Raw genomic sequence first — 17,611 nt, 5'->3', positions numbered from 1 at the left:
GAACAAAAGGATATATAAGGAATAGAAAATGACAAGGTTAGAATTTAGAGTATATAGCTACTATGATAAGAGGTATTTACCACTAGAAGTTAAAGATAGTGAAATTTATGTCAATGCTTTTGGTCAAGTAAGATACACCAAGCAAACAAATGATTTGCCTTGTTTGCCACAAGGTGAGTTACAAATTGAGATATTCACAGGGTTTTATGATAAAAATAAAAAGCAAATCTATGAGGGAGATATTGTAAGATTTGAAGCAGATTCTCACGATATGGGAATTTTAACTATTGTAGGAGCTGTTTCTTTTAAAAAAGGGAGATTCATTATTAAGGGATATGAAGATTTATTCCCGCATTACTCTTTTTTTGACTTTGTTTCAAGATATAAAGATATAAGAATCATAGGCAATATTCACGAGAATAGTGAGTTATTAGGAGGCGAGGAATGAAATCAAGCACAGACTTAAAAGTATATGTAGAAGTAGATACAAAAGAGAAATATCCTTATCGTGTTATATGCTATGCAAATGATAAAATCTTTGCGGCTTGTAAAAATATTATGACCGCAAAGAATATATGCGATTTGATAAACCATAAAAATAAACTCACAAAAGCAGAATACGCACTTCTTTTGACATCGTGTGGTTTTGTAAGTAGCGAGTGGAGTAGCCCTATTAAATCCCAATGGGAAGATAGTAAGGAAATGATAATGATAAGATTTACAGAATTAGCAAAGAACGCAATGAGTAAAAAGGGAATAATGCAGTTTCTAAATTCTGTCAAATTAAGTGAGAATGGCTTACACTATGTAGGCTCATTTTATGGGTTAAGTAATTTAAGTTTTTTTGTGTTTGTTGAGGAATATCAGGGTAATTGGTGGAAGCATATAGAAATGGTAGATGAGAGAACTAATTGCTCTTGTCAAATAAGCTGGAGCATTAATTTGAGCTACAAATTCAAAAGGGACAACATATTAGGCTTTTTAGAGACTTCATTTTATAAAGATAGAATTAAGGAGAATGAATGAAACCTATCCTTGATGTATGCTGTGGTGGTAAAATGTTTTATGCAAACAAGAATAATCCTAATGTGCTATTTTGTGATAAGCGGGAGTTTGAAACAATCTTTAAAAAGAGTAAGCAAAAAGATGAATACTTTATCGTTAAGCCTGATGTGATAGCAGATTTTAGAGATTTACTTTTTGAAAATGAAAGTTTCTCTCTTGTTATCTTTGACCCGCCTCATATAAAAAATGGTAGTGATAAATCCTTTATGGTGCAAAAGTATGGGAAACTTGACAAATCTTACAAAGAGGATTTATCAAAGGGATTTAAGGAATGTATGCGAGTGCTAAAAAATAATGGCACTTTGATTTTTAAGTGGAGTGAAGCACAAATTAGTTTAAGTGAGATTCTAAGTTGTTTTGATAAAGAGCCTTTACTTATGCAAAAGACAAGTAGGACTTCACATTTTTGTGTATTTTTTAAGGAGAGAGTATGAAACCACAAGAAATTGACTTTAGGATTTGGGATAATAAGAATAAAAGGCTTTTGTATGCAGGGAATGAACCTATTGCGATAGGAATTTCAGAGTGTAGCAAACAGCCTTTCGTAACAGAATTTAATGAGCTTCTTGGACATCAAGAAATTAAAGATTGTGAAATTGAACTATGGATAAGGCTTAAAGATAAAAAGGGTGTAAAGATTTACGAAGGGGATATTGTAAAGGCTAAACAAAGAATTATAGACCCAGATTATCCAGAGGAAGCAGAGCCATTTATAGCAATAGTTAAGAAATATCACGATGATTCTATACCTTTGTATTTTATGATGTATAAAATAACAAATAATAATGATGTTTTTGATTTTGAATATTATGAGGTTGAAGTAATAGGTAATATCCACGAGAATCCCAAGTTGCTAGAATCTTTAGAGAATTAACAATGCAAAAGATTCAGAATCTCATTCAGTCTTATAAACCCTTAGATTTTAGCTCTATTGATGAAAAACTCTTAAAAGAGTTTCCTATTTTAAAAGAATGGCAAAAAGATGAACTTTTTATGTCTTTTATAGAAAGCACAAAAGAGAATTATTCTATTTTTAGATACTCTTGCACTTTAAATCTTGAATTGCATCTGATTCCCAATTCTCTCTTTGATTATTTAGAAAAAATCTTAGAGGCAAATAAAAACTTAGGGTTTAGTTTTGGGATTAATGAAATACAAGAACGCAAAATCCTTTTTTATTCTCTCCGCTATAATATACAAACAAAAGATATTTTACTTAGTGAAAATCAAGTTTTCCTAAGAAAAGAAAAATCTACTTTTGTAGTCTTTCAAACAGAGGAGAGAAAATTTATTATCCTCAAAGAAAACAACGAATGTGTCTTTAAAATCTACAAAAAGTGGAAAAGAGAAAATGGGGAATCCATAAAGCAATTTAATACAAAAACTTTTAAAACAAGCCAATGCGATTATCTCTTTGATAATGAAATTTTAAGAAATTGCTTTTTACAAAGAATCCATACTCCTATTCTTAAAGATTTGAATCTATTGCCTACTTTTCTTTTATCTTATCTCAAAGTAGATTTTAATCTGTTGAAACAATCCCATACCATTCAAGACTTTGTAGAATCTGCTTTAAATCTTAAAATCCCTTTTAATCTTAACAAGCTAGATTTATTCACTGCTCTATCCTTTGGAATCTTTTTACAATTCATAGAGGAAAAAGAACAAAACAAATTCTATCAATTTGCATTAAGCAAAAATTGCCCTAAAATAAAATCTGATGAAGCTTTTTTTGAACGAACTTGTGATATTTTTTATAAAAGAAAGAAATTTAAAGTCCTAGACCTCTATTATTTTTATTTACTTAAAACAATCCAATTAAGAGGTGAGGAATACAAATACAATGATGAATCTACTTTAAAAGATTATGCAAAGTTAATCTATGAGACAAAAACAATGATTAATCTTAAAATCCAATCTTTTCAAAGAATTAGACAAGAACATAATGTGCTAATAGACAAACTCAATGCAAGCAAGATTCCAAAAAGTAAAAAATTAAAAATTCATCAATCTTTTGTCCATTTGAAACTACCTAAAAACTTTAAACTGCTTAAAACAGAAAGAGAGCTTTTTTTACAAGGAGAAAAGCAGAATAATTGTGTTTATACACGAAAAGATAAAGTCAATAGAGGCACAAGTGCAATCTATGATTTAGACTATCAAGGAGATTACACTTTAGAGATAACAAAAAGAAAAGAGAAATTCATCATTTTTGAACTAAAAGGAAAACACAATGCAGAACCAACAGAGGAGATTTATTCCTATGTGAGAGAGGAATTAGAAAGAGTTAATTCTAAAAATACAAAGATAATGGAGGGAAAATACTATTGTAGTATAGTATAAGCAAAAGCCAAGCTTATGGGGTAAAAACCCCATAGAATCTAGTGATTGTGGAAATAAGAGTGTGATTCTTTACTTCCATTTCTCATTATATGCCTTAATATCAGGTTTAGTAATAGTAAATCCTATGCCATTCCCTACCCTATGAAGAGTATATTCTATTTTTGTGGAATCTTTAATGTTAAAACGAGTCCGTTTTAACTCATACTCCAAGTTAGCGGTGCAAGTAAATATGCCGTCTTTTTCTCCTTTAGTTTTAATGTCTTTAAAACTAAAATCTACTTCCAAATCTTCTGGTTTAACACCTGCATTACTAGCCATATTTCTCATCAAGAAGACTGTATCTGCACTTCTATTATAAAGATTTAGAGCCATAAATTTATTAAGCTCCTTATATCCCCTTAATTCATAGGGCAATGGCGTATTTTTACAGCTCTCAAGTTTTCTCGGCTTAGGCTCACCGCAACCGCTTAACACAAGCATTCCTAAAATGCACGATAACAACACATATTTCATATTTGCTCCTCTTTAAAATTTGAGAAACCTCATTCTAGCTAATCTCTAAAAATTAATCAATATGTGCATAAATAAATCCCCTTAAAAAAGATGTGTATATTTTGCACCCTAAAAACTACTATAATATATGCGGAGGCTAGGAGGGATATAAATAAACTAACAAGAAAACTACATTAAAAAATAAAACTTAATCCAATCCTGCCTCTACTTTTATATATGAGGAGAATCTATGAAAAAGCCACTTCTATCTTTGATGTTTATGTGCAGTATTTTATTTGCAATCCCTACAGAGACTGTTATCGTAGGAGATGCACAAGGTGCAGTGCAACACACCCAAGTCATTGCTCAATTTGTAGAGGCATATAAAAAATACGAACAAATGCTCCAAGCTGCAAACGACCAAATCAACAGGCTTAATGAAATCAATAAGCTCACAAACCAAGCCAATAACCTAATCAACAATGGGAATCTTAATATTGCAAATCCTATGCAAGTGCTTGATAATCTCAATAACACCCTTAAGTCTATCAAACGCAATACTGATAGACTAGCCCAAAATGCAAGGGATTATGACATTAAGAATGCCATACGATTAAAACAACTTCAAAATAAATGCGGTGATTTCCTTAAAATTGATGACTACTTCGACCCTGACCAAACAGAGTTTGAAACGATACAAACAGGTGAGGAAACTATGGTTCAAGCAGATGTGAAAAATCTCTTAGAAACCTTTACAGATATTAAAGCAAATGAGATAGACGGACTAGCAGGTGGGCTAAAAGGATTACCTCTTGCAATAGTAATGTGTGATAGGTTGAAAGAATATGAAAAACAGCTAAAAAATGAGGAATTCCACTCTAAAATGCAATCTACTTTGCTTAGTGGAGATTTTGAAGAATATAAGAAACAACAACAAGAGAAAGTCAATTATATAATGAAACAAGAAGCCATAGAAAGAAAAGAATTTGAACAAAAACTCACACCACTTAAAGTAAGAATGCTCCAAATGCAACAAACACTAGGAGTAACAGATGTGAATATGGCAAAAGAAAATGGCATAGAATTTTGTAAAGAGACTAAAAATGGTGGTTGTGCGCCTGTATTGCTAACACTCGATTATGTGAAAAATAAAGAGGCACAAATGCTAGAGAATGCAAGGAAAAATTCTAATGCCGACACAAGTCAATCACAAGCAGACAGAGAGTTTATTATGCTTGATTATCTCCGTGAAATAGCTACACATATGAGCTTCCTAAATGAGACAATGGCAATGACTGCGGCAATATTAGCAGAGGAAAAAGAAAGGGTTTCGGGCGTAACCAAAGGCATTGATGACTTTGGTTCTCAGCTTGATGAGCGTAAAAAAGAATTTAAAGAAAAGGTTAATACTAATAAGAATGCAATCGATTTTAGTGGCTATGGCAAAGCTAAGCTTGATAAGTTTGGATTCCCTAAGTTTTAGATTTTTCAAGGTATCTTTAATGCCAAATCCAAAAGACTTTATAGAGGCACTTAAAAAGTATTTCAAAGACGATACACCAAAAGCAACACTCCTCTCGCAAGAAAAGCTTAATACTCTTAAAGAAAAATATAATTATGATATAATCCAAGACAATCAAAATCTAACAAGCTTTTATATTAAAGCAAGAGGAGAAAGCACCTATGACAAGTTTGACATCAACCTCACAGACTACATCACAAATTACGCCAGAGATGAGAGCTATGAAAGCTATACCCTACGAAGACTATATGGCGCAGTTGAGGAGAGAAACACGCGAATGCGTGGAAAGAGCCTTGAAATACAGGAAAGAGACACAAGAGATACGGAAAGAAAGGGAGAAATTGCAGACAGAGACTTTAGAGATTCAGAGGCAGAACAGAGAGCTAGACGAGCTGCTGCTCTTAGTGCAGCAATGGGAGAAAGAGGATTACCAAGAGAAGCCTTAGAATATCTACTCAAACGCTCTCATATACAAGATGATAGAAAGCCTACTATCGCGCAAATCCTTAAGGCTTACAGGGTTGATACTACACAAGAACCACAAATACAATCTACTTTAGAATCTAAGCTAGATTCTAAATCACATTTTGCAGAGTATCAAAGACAAGAAGCCTTAAAGGCTTATGGCGCACAAAATACAGAATCTAACTCCACACAAGAGCTAGATTCTACTCCCGCACAATCACAAAACACCCCCACCAAAACATATACACCCACAAAGCGCAGGAGATAATCCCCTATTCCTTGATGTGCATTTTTATCCCTTAAAAAATAAAGATGTGTATATTTTGTGCTTGAAAAGCTACTAGAATCTAGCGACTTAATCTAAGGAGCTATTATGGATACTTGGCACGATGATGTAAAAACAGATGATATGGGACAAGAATTTTTGCGTTGGTTTAAAATGCTTATCCCTAAAGATAGAGATTTATTCTTTCAAATCCTAGAAGAAGAAAGGCAAAAAATTAAGGAACAGGAAACACAGGAGAACACAATAGATTCTAATTCAAAAGAACAAGAACTTGAAAAAACACAACAAGAGCCACTCATAGAAAAGGACATAGAATCTAAAGACATATCTCAACAAATGCTTGAAGCAAAAGAGCAATTTGTATTAGATAATGCCACTTCTTTGCAAGAGCTAGAGCTTATGCAAAGTAATGAGAATTGCACTATCTACCACGATAAAATGATATTTCCCCAAGATAAGCTTGAGGCATTTCAAAAAGACTTAGAAAATAACCCCAAAGCAAAGCTAACTGACCATATCAATATGGATTCTATAAAGGAGAATTTAGCAAACGAACAAAGTTTTCAAAAGCTCTTTAAAGAGGAGATTGCCTCACTGCAAGAGCCATCTATGGAGAATAGTAAAAAGCTTGACCCAAACAACTACTTCAATGACTTGATTGATTGGTTTGATAAGAAAAAACTCGATAATGAGAATATGCCTCTTACTAAAAACGAGTTTAAGGCGGAGTTTTTAGAATATTGCAAAAATGGTATGAATGAAAATGAAATGAAAATCTTACTACTCCTTGCAAATAAAGAGCCTAGTCGCCTCACAAAAGAACATAAAGATATGCTAAATGAGGGCTTAAAATACAATCTCACCAACAATAAATTGCTTGATAAAGGCTTAGAATGCGCTATCCGCGCAGAAATAGGAGAAGGACTTATCAACAATAATATCATTGACTTTGCAAAGAGTGCAGAAAAGCTTAAAGCTTCTAACAATATCATTGATAAAAAAATGTGCGAGACTACCTTACCAAAAATCGCAAATAAAATAAAAGACCAAAGCAGTAACCTTAATAGTGAGAATACTGCCAAGCTTAATGCCATTATCAATAATCAAGCACTCCCACAACACACTAAAACAAAAGGCAGGAGCAAATAAATATGCAAGATTTAACCAAGCTCCCTTTGCACGAAGTGCTACTTGCTAATGGCTACAAGCTTGATAGAGTAAAAAGCTCAAAGATGTATCCTTGCCTCGTCAATGTCGATAACAACGAACGCCTTATTGTCTCTAAAAAAGGCGAAAATTATTTATATTTCAATCCAAATGATGAAACAGACAGGGGCAATATTCTCTCATTTGTGCGTATAAGAGGACTTGATATAAAAGAGTTAGTAGCAAACTATGATACAAATATCACTCTAGCTAATGAGTATAAACATCAGTTTTTTACTCACAAGCAAGATTCACATCAAATTATTAAAGCCTATAAGGCATTGAGCAATATAACACAAGAGGACATAGCACAGATTCCATTATTCAAGCAAAAAGGCTTTGATATAGAATATCTCAAACCTTTGCAGCATACATTTAAGAAAGACGAACACGGCAATATTGTGATTCCAAACTTCAAGCTTTCAAGTGATGATAAAAATTACAATCCTAAGATAATGTTTATCTGTGGCTACACAAAAAGGCTAAATTATCCTATCACGAAAGATAAGCAAGGCGTAGAATTAACAAGACCGCTCAAAAGCCTACAATATGGCAATAAATCATTAGAGATTCTAAGCGGAAATAAGAATCCTGCACTTATTAAAAACATTATTATCAGTGAAAATATTATAGATTCTCTATCTCTAGGACAAATGAAAAACATTCCTCCGCAAGAATGTGTATTCATCTCTACTGCTGGAAACTTTAATATAAAAACATTGGAAGAAAGTATGCTTTACATCTTAGACAAAGCACCAAATGCAAGGATTACTCTTGCGTTTGATAATGACACAAAAGGACAGAGCTACACACAAGAAATGGAAAAAAATATCCTTACACACACAAAGAAACTCCCATACATTTACAAGCCTTTTAGTAAAGACTGCAATGATGATTTAAAAATTAGGAATATCACAGACTTAAAAACGCTTAACCAAGAAACATATCAAGGTTGGGCAGAAGCAAAGATTCTAAAATATAGGGTAAGTAATGATACCAATACACGAGCATTAATATTGCATCATTTAAGAAAGCTCCATAGCCTCAAGCCTCTTAATGAAGCAAATAGAAATCTTTTTAATACTATCAAAAAACACGCTTCCATTAAATTACTCTAAATCGCTCTATTGTGCTATTTTTAAGGGATAAAGTGCTGTAAATAGCGGTATTTGTGTGATTATAGGGCTTTATCTATCCTATAATGCGCTTATAAAACATAAGGAGAGGTTATGAAAAAGTGTATATTAACGGAAAAGCTCAACAAAAAGGCTATGGAATACTTTAACACTTTAGATTTAGAATCTAGAGAGAAGTTTATATGTCAAAGGGTAAGGCGCACAAAAGCTTTTAAGGAGATGATGAATCCTTTGCAAAAAGAAACTTTGTTTGGTTTTGATAATAGGGTGCAAGAGTATGTTTATCCCTTTTTTAAAGCGGTGGTTAGCAATGTGAAAAAGCAGAAGCCAAAAAATGATAATGTCTTTTTGAAAATGCAACACATTATGCAGAATGCAGAGGTGCAATTTCGGGCAAATAACTTACACTTTTCATCTTATGGCAATATGCACCGCTATAAGAAGCAGATACTTAAAGCTAAAGACACACTAGATTCTATAAGACATAAAAAGTTTAAGGGTTTAAGTTCTCTTAAAGAGCTTACACAAAATGCCTCTATACTCCAAGCAGAGAGGGCAAAAATAGAATCCTTATACAATAGGCTAGTGTATGAGTTTGAAACAAATGTTGCCTAATGAAAGCTTATTAGGTGGTATGAAATGAGTAGCTTATTAGACTTAGTCAAACAAAATAACGAAGATTTTGAGTGGTATCCTACTACTAATGAAATGTTAGATGTTTTGTTAAAAAGAATCAAGGAAATAAAAGAGGATAAAAACTTATACTTAGAATCTATGCTAGATATTGGAGCAGGCGATGGTAGAGTGTTAAAGTATTTTGATAAAAACTTAAGACTTGACAATATCCACGCCATAGAAAAGAGCAAGACCCTCATAGATTCTATGGATAGAAATATCCTCGTAGTAGGAAGTGATTTCAACCAAACTTCACTTATTGAGAAAACCTATGACTTAGTCTTTTGTAATCCGCCTTATTCTAGTTATAAAGAATGGGTTATGAGAATACTTAGGGAGATAAACTCTTTATTTATCGCATTAGTTATTCCTAGTCGTTGGCAAGATGATAGCGATATTAAACGCGTTATTGAAAGTCGTAAGGGATTAGAGTATGAAGTATTAGAATCTACTGACTTTTTAAATGCTGAAAGAAGTGCTAGAGCTAAGGTTGATATTGTATTGTTTAAAACAATAAGGGTAACAGATAAAAACGCTAAATATGGTGTTGATGAAGATGTCTTTGCTGATAATCTCATTAAACAATTTAATCTACAAAAGCTATTTGATGATATTGAGGAGGAAGAATATAATTATAAGTTTGGATTGCCTAAAAATGATTCTTTAGAGGAGAAAACATATCAAGTTGCTAATGGAGATTTGATTGAGTTTCTTGTAAGTGAATATGAGAAAGAATATAATGAGTTTATAGAATCTCTCAATCATTTAAACGCAATTAATAGTGATTTGCTTAAATGTATGAATGTTGATAAAAAGAAATTACTTAAAGGTATAAAAACAAAATTGAAGGATTTAAAATATTTATATTGGAAAGAATTGTTTAGCAAATTAGATGCAATACGAAACAGAGTTACTTCAACTTATGCAGGGTATCTCCACGAAAGTGTAATTGTTGAAAACAATGTTGATTTTAATAAGGATAACATTTATAGCGTAGTATTGTGGGTTATCAAGAATGCAAATAAATATATTGAGAAATCTTATTTGAGTTTCTTTGAGAGAATGGCAAAGGGTGAGAATGTTTTATATTATAAGAGCAATCAAAGATTTAATATCGATAGCTGGAGATACGCAAACAGAGAAGACAAAAGCAGGACACCAAATCCTTATAAACTTGATTATAGAATCGTATTGCCTAGAGTAGCTTATCTCTCTTATAGCAGTTTTTATCACGATGAAGATTGGACTAATTTTCTAAGAGACTTAAAAGTCATTGGTAGAAACTTAGGATTCTATACAGATAATATAACTATAAGTAGATTTAAAGCAGGACAAAGTTATAAGGAATGGAGCGGTGATAAAGTTTTGTTTGAAGTGAAGCACTACAAAAATGGTAACGCACATATTAAGTTTAGTATAGAATTTATGGAGAAACTTAATATACAAGTAGGGCGTATCAATAATTGGATTAAGAATAAAGCAGAAGCTAGAGAAGAGTTTAAGAATATAAGCGATGAAGAGCTAGACACTTTATTTGAAAAGCCCATTGGTATAAGTGTAGGCGATAGTGTTAAAATGCTTGAGATGTTTTAAAGGAGTGAAATAGAATCCTTATACTTTAATTTTAGACTTTTTGGTTTAAAATAAGAATAAATGTGAAGCACTAAGGTTAGAGCGTAAGTCCCTCTTTTTGAGCTGGGTTGTCATTCAATAAGACCCACGCCACTCTCTTTTATCTCTATTTATCCCTTATATCCATATAACATTGATGTGCATACTTCTCCCCCAAGATGTAAAGATGTGTATATTTTGCGCTTGATAATCTACTAGAATTCTGTATATCTAAATACAAAGGAGACACAATGACGGATACAGAAGTAAAGCTTTCAAATATTGATGAAGCTATGTTGGTGCAATATGGCGTTGCTACGCTTGAGTTAGATGAGCTTGTAGCAGAATTACAAGCAGAATGCGATATGCAAAATATATAAGGAGTTACTATGTCAGCAGCAGTTTATGAAGAATTAATCGAACAAATTAAAACAAATGCGGTTGCTAGCATTGCAGCAAGTATTAAATCACAAAAAGCCCCATTCTTACGACATCAAAATGCAAGTGATATGTCAAGGGCTTATAATGCGGCTACGGGTATGCCATTTAATGGTATTAATTCACTCTTGCTTGATATTAAAAAAGCAGAAATGGGATACACAAGCAACCAATGGGTAAGCCTTACACAAGCAAATATGCTAGGCGCAGCTCCACAAGAAATTGAGGCAGCTAAGACAAATTGGCAAAAAAATGCAGTATCTACACACTTCATTCAAAAGAAAGAGGTGAAGCCTATTTATAGCAATGAACCTCTCTTAGACAAGGAGGGCAATCAAGTTGTGAAAAAGAATGGCGAACCTGCTTTTAAATTTGCAACAGATGAAAAAGGTAATGTTCTCTATGAGACAAAAGATATAGAGCCTACACTCAAGCGAGAGTTGCTTTACAATATAGAGAACTTCCCTAGCATTGATAGAAGTCGTATTAAAGAACTCAATGTTCAAAAAGAGTATAAACACATATACAAACATTCAAAAGAACAACAAGCAGGTGTTAAAAGTGTGATTTTAGAGGACATTGCAGAGAAGCTAACACCCGTTACAAAGGAGCAGATAGAAACCTACTTTAAAGCTCAAAACTATAAGCAAGATTATTCTGTGCCTAAAAGCCTCAATCAAAAACAAAAAGAGCAGGTGGCTAAAATTGTCAATGAATCCCTAGAGAAAAAAGAAAAAACACCAAAGACACAACAAGCAAATAAAGAAACCCAAGAGAAAAAACAAGATAAACCCAAAACACAAGTAAAAAAACCACAGGCAAAGTCTGTTGCAAAAGGTAGATAAATATTAAAGGGGGAATCTCCCCCTTAACAAAAATATAAAAAGGATAACAATGAATAGTGTCAATATACGAGGATATGTAACCAAAGATTCTACAATTTGTAACATAGGGCAAAACAATACAGAATGCCTAAACTTCACAATCGCTCAAAATAAGTCTTTTAAAAACGAAAGAGGAAATATTGAAAAGAAAGCTATGTTCTTTGATGTAAGTGTATATGGAAAATATGCTGCTGCAATAAACTTTCTTTCAAAAGGCACATTAGTGTTTATACAAGGACAACTTACACAAGAAAGTTGGGAAAAGAATGGCAACAAATATTCTAAAGTAAGCATTATAGCTTCAAAGATTTATCCTTGCCATAATCAAACTAAAAACTCACAAAATCAATAAAGGAGAAGATATGGCTTACGAAATTTATTATTCAACTTCAGCGGAAAGCGGAACACTTGACGTAGAGTTTGTAGAACTTGCACGAAAAGTTTGCAAAAAAGCAATAGAGCTAGGTATTACACTTGCCGACAATACGGGTGAAGAAAAACTTACAGATGAAAATATCAAAGATTTTATCAATGAAGACGGCATTGGTATCAATGGACTTAGACAAATTTACGAAGGTGGCGAACCTTTTTATATACCTACCATATGGGGTTCTTGTAAAACACACGAGAACCCATATACAGCGGTGGTTATGGTATTACTTGCTTTGGCACAGAAAAATGGTTATGCAACCATTGAAGGACACGACCACCATAGTATTAAAAATCTAGAAGGTGGTGTTTATGATAACGTAAAGGCATTAGCAAAGGTAGCAAACATTGAGATTGATTATATTGAGAAGTCATTTAATAAGCAAAATATAGAGCAAGAGATTCAAAAAGAACAAAAACAAGAAAAATCTAAGACACCCAAAAAAGCTACATATAAAGGCAGATAATATTTGCCTCATCAATAAAGGAGAAGATATGAATGGTATGCAAGAAGAAGTAGAGCAACAAGAATATGAGATTATCGAAAATGTAGAAACAGATGAATTTGATTACCTCGCGCAAGAGCTGGAGGAAACAGGCAATGAATAAAGACAGAATGGAGGCTTTAGCAGAGCAAATTGCGAATAAAATTTTTGAATCAATAGAAAATGGCACTGCTCCTTGGCTTAAGCCTTGGAGCAATAACGGCATACAGCCTCATAATCCCATAACAGGCACTATTTATAAAGGCGTGAATGCACTTAACTTAATGATAAATGGTTTAGATGAAAATCGCTATCTTACCTTTAATCAAATAAAAGCTTTAGGTGGATATGTAAAAAGTGGTGAAAAAGCGCATATAGTGTGGTTCAAAGGCTATAAAGACGCAAAAAAAGAAAATGACTTGCAAGAGAGTGATTTAGAATCTCCAACACAACAAACTCCATATTATAAGATATTTTCAGTGTTTAATCTTAAGCAAACAAGCAACATTGATATAAACAAAATACAACAATATCAAGTCAAACACAACATTACACCACTAGAAACACTCAAAGAAAGAAATCGTTTTGAGGATAATCCTCTTATAGAGGAGGTCCTCAAAAATAGCAATATCCCTATTATACATCACAATGCAGACAGGGCTTGTTATGTCATAGACGAGGATAAAATATATCTACCGCCCAAAGAAGTTTTTACTAGCAAAGAACAATATTACTCCACAGCACTGCACGAGTTAGGACACGCCACAGGACACAAGACAAGGCTTGATAGAGACCTAAGCGGTAGTTTTGGTTCGTATTGTTACGCGAAGGAGGAGCTAAGAGCAGAGCTTTACTCATTTCTGCAAGCAATAGAGTTAGGTATAGACTATGACTTAAAAAATCACGCAAGTTATGTAGATAGCTGGAGTAAAATGTTTAAAGATAACAAAAAGGAGATTAACGAAGCCCTTAAAGACGCTATAAAGATAGTTCATTTTGTAAAAGAGCAGTGGTATCCCCAAAAACTAAAACACACCCTAGAGCAAAATATCACTCACATAGAAGTCAATGAAAGAAAACCCATAGCGCAAAAGCCACAAAATAAGAAAAAATGTTGGCGTGGTAGATAGTTTCACGCTTAAATCTTAGAATCTACTTCATATATCAAGGCAGATTCTAATCCACATATCTTTGTTTAAAATATAGCAAACAACCACCAAATACTTCCGCCACTTCACTAAAGAAACAAAAATCACAAAAAACAAAGCATAAAGTAAGTTTTAAACTTAAGGGATAAAGTGCTGTAAATAGCGGTATTTGTGTGATTATAGGGCTTTATCTATTCTATAATGCGCTTATAAAAACATAAGGAGCAATGATGAATCTTAAAGAAACGACAGAATCTTACGCGGTTGAATACAAGCAGGGCAGATATGATATTTTTTGCTCAAATATGGGTTTAAAAGAATGCTGGGAACATTTTAAATATGTGCAAAAGTTTGGAATGTATAAAGATGAATTTCAAGCAAGAATGGTAAAGCTTTCATTTGAGACACACAAATGGGGTGGTGGGCATATTACTCTTTTAAGGGTGTTTGCAGAGTGAAGAAAAGTATTTTAACAAAAGAAAAGGAATATTGTGTGCTGACACAATATCTATTTATCTAAAAAGGAGACGCAATGCTACAAGAAGTTCATTTAAATAAAGAGGAAGTAATAAAGCTCTTTGGCGAATACTGCATTATGAAGTGTAAAAGCTTTTCACAAAACGCCATTACCGACAAATACAAGGCAAACATCTTTTTACAATGCCATTATGACTTTACAAGCTTTAGGGAGATAAGAATCTTCATTAAAAAGGCAAAAGCTTTAGGTTTTATTAGTGCAAATCTCTTTACTCCTACCCTTACTATGCTTGAATACTTTTTAAATCATAATGGCTACTTTAATCCTGCTATGGATAGTGCTAAGTTTGTGGATTATTTTTTCTCCCTTACAAAGAGATTAGCAAACTCAACTATCAATCAATACATAATGTGCGTAAATCTTTTTATGAGGTTTTTAAATGATAAAGGTTATAAAAGCATTAATCTTAAGTCTATTAAGATGAATTTTGCTAAACAAAAGAAGCTTCCTAGCTTTTTAAATGATTTTTATTATAAAGCATTTTTGCAAGAAGTAAAAGAGCTTCAAGAAACCTCTATATACGATATAAGAAAAAAGCTTATTATCCTGCTTGTATATTATACTGGCATTAGAACAAGAGAGATGAGAAATCTTATATTTGATGATATAAAAGAAGATAGAGAGCAATATATCTTTAAAATTTCGGGCAAATGCTCACAAGAGCGACTTGTATCGATTAAAAAAGTATTTATAGGTAATCTTATGCAAAAGTTTCTCGATAAAAGAAAGGCTATGTTGTGCCAAAGCCCATTCTTGTTTCAGCTCAAAAATCTCAATCAACCACCAAATATATGTATTAATCTTAAACCTATCCTAAAAAAGCTTAATTGTATGCAGCCACGCGGAAATATGCTACATCTTTTACGCCATAGCTTTGCTTCGTTTGTGTATAGGGAGAGTAGAGATATTCTCCTCACACAAAAAGCTTTAGGACACGCAAATATTTCTAATACACAAATTTATATACATATGAATAGCGATGTATATGAGAAAGTTTCTAGTTTCTTTTAGTGTAGATGAATAAGTTTTATATATTTATATCAAATTACAATATATTGTATTATATTTTATTGTAAATGTAATATAATTATGATATAATAGCATATCTTAAATAAGGAGAGGTAATGATTAACATTGATTTACAAAATAAAATATTTCATATTAAAGAACCAACCAATAAAGATGAATATCAGTATTTAGAATCTGAAGTGCTTATTATGGTGGGAGCATTTCTCAACTATCAAGAAACCTTATTTGATAAGCAAGTTGATACAAATGAGATTTTGCGCCTCATAGAAAGTGCAAAAGATTTTTCCCTTGCGTGTGTCAAAAGCAAAGGAGCATAAATGACAATCACAATAGCAAATCAAAAGGGTGGCAGTGGTAAAAGCACACTTGCTATTAATCTAGGTATATCACTTATAGATAAGCATAAAGTGCTTATTATGGATACAGATTCTCAAAAAAACATTGAAAGTTTTACAAATATCCGTGAAAATAGAAATGATAGTATGGACTTAAAACACTTTACTCTCACAAACAGAACAGGCAATATTACACAATCACTTAAACAAAGCCTAGAAATATATGATTACATCATTATTGATACAGGTGGAATTGATAGCACAGAATCTCGCAAAGCTATGCTTTATGCAGATATACTTGTAATACCTACCACACCTAGCTACCTTGATTTTGAAGTGCTTTTACAAATGCTAGAGAAGACAAGAGAGATTAAAGAGATTAATGAATCTCTTAAAATCTGTATTGTAATGAATAAAATAAGCCCAAATCCTTTTTTGCATAAAGAGCTACAAGACTTATGTAACGCAATTAAAGAAGCACAGCAAAGCTATGAGCATTTGTATTTACTTCAATCTATTCTTTATGATAGAATCTCATACAAAAGAGCTATTAGTGAGGGCTTAGGTATTAATGAATATAATGATACAAAAGCCCAAATAGAGTTTTTAAATATCAAAGACGAGATATTACAAGTAGCCTCAAGCACAGAGATAGCCTAAGGTATAAGTTTTGCAATTTTATAACTTTAAGGATAAATGATGATTGAATACAATCCTGAATTTTTGGAGAAAACAAGCTTCTTAGGCAAAGCCCAAAGTGATAATTTACGCGCCATATGTGCAGACATAGACTTAAACGAGATTATTGCAAATATAGAGAACCGCAAATCTATCGCCCATAAACTATGCTTTGATTTTATATACACTTCTGCTATTATCGAGGGCAACACCTATACAAGAGGAGAGGCGGAGACATTATTTGAAACGCGCCTCCCAATAAGCTCAAAGAGTGTAGATGATGCAAATATGCTACTCAACATCAAATACGCCCTTGATTATATTTTGCAAGAAAAGCCTACGATTACAAAGCATAGCATAAGAGAAATACATCAAATCCTATCTCAAGGATTATTACCAAAAAAGGCGCAAGGTGGGGTGAGAGAGTTAGCTGTAACAATAGGCAATAGTGAGTATGTGCCATTAAGCAATCCATTAGAGCTAGAGTTGCAAAATATAAAGACGCTATGATTGCCTATTATGAAAGTGGCGATAGTAAGCCTTATGTTAGCTTTTTTGTAAGCGAATATACTAAGACCTTACAAGCTATAAAGCAGATAAGCACACCTCTCATACACAAAAACACCAACACATCACCACAGCCCACAAAAAGCAAAAGGCGATAGATAATTTCATAAAGGCATATTAATGAAATACAATGTAAAAAATAAACTTGCACAAATAAATAGCTTAGAATCAAGCACAAAGGCAAAAGACTTTGTAGAATCTGCTTCAAATGTCAATCTTACTCACGCACAAGAGCTTACCCTACAAAAGAATCACAATGTCAAACCAAAGGATAAAAAA

At 32.8% G+C, this 17,611-nt stretch carries 22 protein-coding genes; 21 read left to right on the top strand and 1 reads right to left on the bottom strand.

Annotated elements, in window-relative coordinates:
• Positions 1–28 precede the first annotated feature (28 nt).
• The 5 genes from LS67_RS01400 to LS67_RS01380 are packed head-to-tail and all read left to right on the top strand — an operon-like array spanning position 29 to position 3,408.
• On the top strand, positions 29–448 hold the full coding sequence (locus tag LS67_RS01400) for a YopX family protein (RefSeq protein ID WP_052057449.1): 420 nt from the start codon (positions 29–31) through the stop codon (positions 446–448).
• Complete coding sequence (locus tag LS67_RS01395) at positions 445–1,026, top strand: hypothetical protein (RefSeq protein ID WP_034327382.1); 582 nt, start codon at positions 445–447, stop codon at positions 1,024–1,026. The genes LS67_RS01400 and LS67_RS01395 overlap by 4 nt, the downstream gene beginning before the upstream one ends.
• Entirely contained in the window at positions 1,023–1,499 is a 477-nt protein-coding gene (locus LS67_RS01390) for a methyltransferase (protein ID WP_034327385.1), read from the top strand. The genes LS67_RS01395 and LS67_RS01390 overlap by 4 nt, the downstream gene beginning before the upstream one ends.
• Complete coding sequence (locus LS67_RS01385; protein WP_052099881.1) at positions 1,496–1,939, top strand: YopX family protein; 444 nt, start codon at positions 1,496–1,498, stop codon at positions 1,937–1,939. The genes LS67_RS01390 and LS67_RS01385 overlap by 4 nt, the downstream gene beginning before the upstream one ends.
• Positions 1,940–1,941: 2 nt before the next feature.
• Positions 1,942–3,408 (top strand): PcfJ domain-containing protein, encoded by a 1,467-nt coding sequence (locus tag LS67_RS01380; protein ID WP_034327387.1) that lies wholly within the window; start codon positions 1,942–1,944, stop codon positions 3,406–3,408.
• A gap of 69 nt (positions 3,409–3,477) precedes the next feature.
• Here LS67_RS01380 and LS67_RS01375 read toward each other — a convergent pair whose 3' ends face one another.
• Positions 3,478–3,921, bottom strand: coding sequence for a hypothetical protein (locus tag LS67_RS01375; RefSeq protein ID WP_034327389.1), 444 nt, complete (start codon positions 3,919–3,921; stop codon positions 3,478–3,480).
• Positions 3,922–4,150: 229 nt separating this feature from the next.
• Here LS67_RS01375 and LS67_RS01370 point away from each other — a divergent pair, with 229 nt between their 5' ends.
• The 16 genes from LS67_RS01370 to LS67_RS01300 all read left to right on the top strand — a co-directional run bounded on the left by LS67_RS01370 (position 4,151) and on the right by LS67_RS01300 (position 17,275).
• The gene (locus LS67_RS01370; RefSeq protein ID WP_034327392.1) at positions 4,151–5,383 is read left to right on the top strand and encodes a hypothetical protein; all 1,233 of its coding nucleotides are present in this window, start codon (positions 4,151–4,153) and stop codon (positions 5,381–5,383) included.
• A 19-nt stretch (positions 5,384–5,402) separates the two neighbouring features.
• Positions 5,403–6,155 carry a hypothetical protein gene (locus LS67_RS01365; RefSeq protein WP_034327395.1) on the top strand — a complete coding sequence of 251 codons (753 nt, stop codon included), beginning with the start codon at positions 5,403–5,405 and terminating at the stop codon, positions 6,153–6,155.
• A gap of 105 nt (positions 6,156–6,260) precedes the next feature.
• Positions 6,261–7,322: a hypothetical protein gene (locus LS67_RS01360; protein WP_034327397.1), complete on the top strand. Its 1,062-nt coding sequence runs from the start codon at positions 6,261–6,263 to the stop codon at positions 7,320–7,322.
• Between the two features lie 2 nt (positions 7,323–7,324).
• Positions 7,325–8,497: a toprim domain-containing protein gene (locus LS67_RS01355; RefSeq protein ID WP_034327399.1), complete on the top strand. Its 1,173-nt coding sequence runs from the start codon at positions 7,325–7,327 to the stop codon at positions 8,495–8,497.
• Positions 8,498–8,608: 111 nt separating this feature from the next.
• Positions 8,609–9,130: a hypothetical protein gene (locus LS67_RS01350; protein WP_034327401.1), complete on the top strand. Its 522-nt coding sequence runs from the start codon at positions 8,609–8,611 to the stop codon at positions 9,128–9,130.
• Between the two features lie 24 nt (positions 9,131–9,154).
• The gene (locus tag LS67_RS01345) at positions 9,155–10,783 is read left to right on the top strand and encodes a class I SAM-dependent methyltransferase (RefSeq protein WP_034327403.1); all 1,629 of its coding nucleotides are present in this window, start codon (positions 9,155–9,157) and stop codon (positions 10,781–10,783) included.
• Between the two features lie 269 nt (positions 10,784–11,052).
• Positions 11,053–11,181, top strand: a complete 129-nt coding sequence (locus tag LS67_RS10090) for a hypothetical protein (RefSeq protein ID WP_268902978.1) — start codon at positions 11,053–11,055, stop codon at positions 11,179–11,181.
• Positions 11,182–11,190: 9 nt separating this feature from the next.
• Positions 11,191–12,084: an ArdC family protein gene (locus LS67_RS01340; protein ID WP_034327405.1), complete on the top strand. Its 894-nt coding sequence runs from the start codon at positions 11,191–11,193 to the stop codon at positions 12,082–12,084.
• Positions 12,085–12,133: 49 nt separating this feature from the next.
• The gene (locus tag LS67_RS01335; RefSeq protein WP_052057422.1) at positions 12,134–12,475 is read left to right on the top strand and encodes a single-stranded DNA-binding protein; all 342 of its coding nucleotides are present in this window, start codon (positions 12,134–12,136) and stop codon (positions 12,473–12,475) included.
• 10 nt (positions 12,476–12,485) lie between these two features.
• On the top strand, positions 12,486–13,019 hold the full coding sequence (locus tag LS67_RS01330; RefSeq protein ID WP_034327406.1) for a hypothetical protein: 534 nt from the start codon (positions 12,486–12,488) through the stop codon (positions 13,017–13,019).
• A 134-nt stretch (positions 13,020–13,153) separates the two neighbouring features.
• On the top strand, positions 13,154–14,167 hold the full coding sequence (locus tag LS67_RS01325) for an ArdC family protein (protein WP_052057420.1): 1,014 nt from the start codon (positions 13,154–13,156) through the stop codon (positions 14,165–14,167).
• 248 nt (positions 14,168–14,415) lie between these two features.
• Positions 14,416–14,643, top strand: a complete 228-nt coding sequence (locus LS67_RS01320) for a hypothetical protein (RefSeq protein WP_034327407.1) — start codon at positions 14,416–14,418, stop codon at positions 14,641–14,643.
• A 74-nt stretch (positions 14,644–14,717) separates the two neighbouring features.
• Positions 14,718–15,734, top strand: a complete 1,017-nt coding sequence (locus LS67_RS09855; RefSeq protein ID WP_236096320.1) for a tyrosine-type recombinase/integrase — start codon at positions 14,718–14,720, stop codon at positions 15,732–15,734.
• 113 nt (positions 15,735–15,847) lie between these two features.
• Positions 15,848–16,069: a hypothetical protein gene (locus tag LS67_RS01310; protein ID WP_034327408.1), complete on the top strand. Its 222-nt coding sequence runs from the start codon at positions 15,848–15,850 to the stop codon at positions 16,067–16,069.
• Positions 16,070–16,747 (top strand): ParA family protein, encoded by a 678-nt coding sequence (locus LS67_RS01305; protein ID WP_034367132.1) that lies wholly within the window; start codon positions 16,070–16,072, stop codon positions 16,745–16,747.
• 39 nt (positions 16,748–16,786) lie between these two features.
• A complete protein-coding gene (locus tag LS67_RS01300; RefSeq protein ID WP_052099957.1) occupies positions 16,787–17,275 on the top strand; it encodes a hypothetical protein in 489 nt (162 codons plus the stop codon).
• Positions 17,276–17,611 lie beyond the last annotated feature (336 nt).

The organism is Helicobacter sp. MIT 03-1616 (assembly GCF_000765685.2).
Classification (GTDB): Bacteria; Campylobacterota; Campylobacteria; order Campylobacterales; family Helicobacteraceae; genus Helicobacter_C; species Helicobacter_C typhlonius.
Note: the sequence above shows the minus strand (reverse complement) of the source record. Positions and strands in the feature narration are given on the sequence as shown.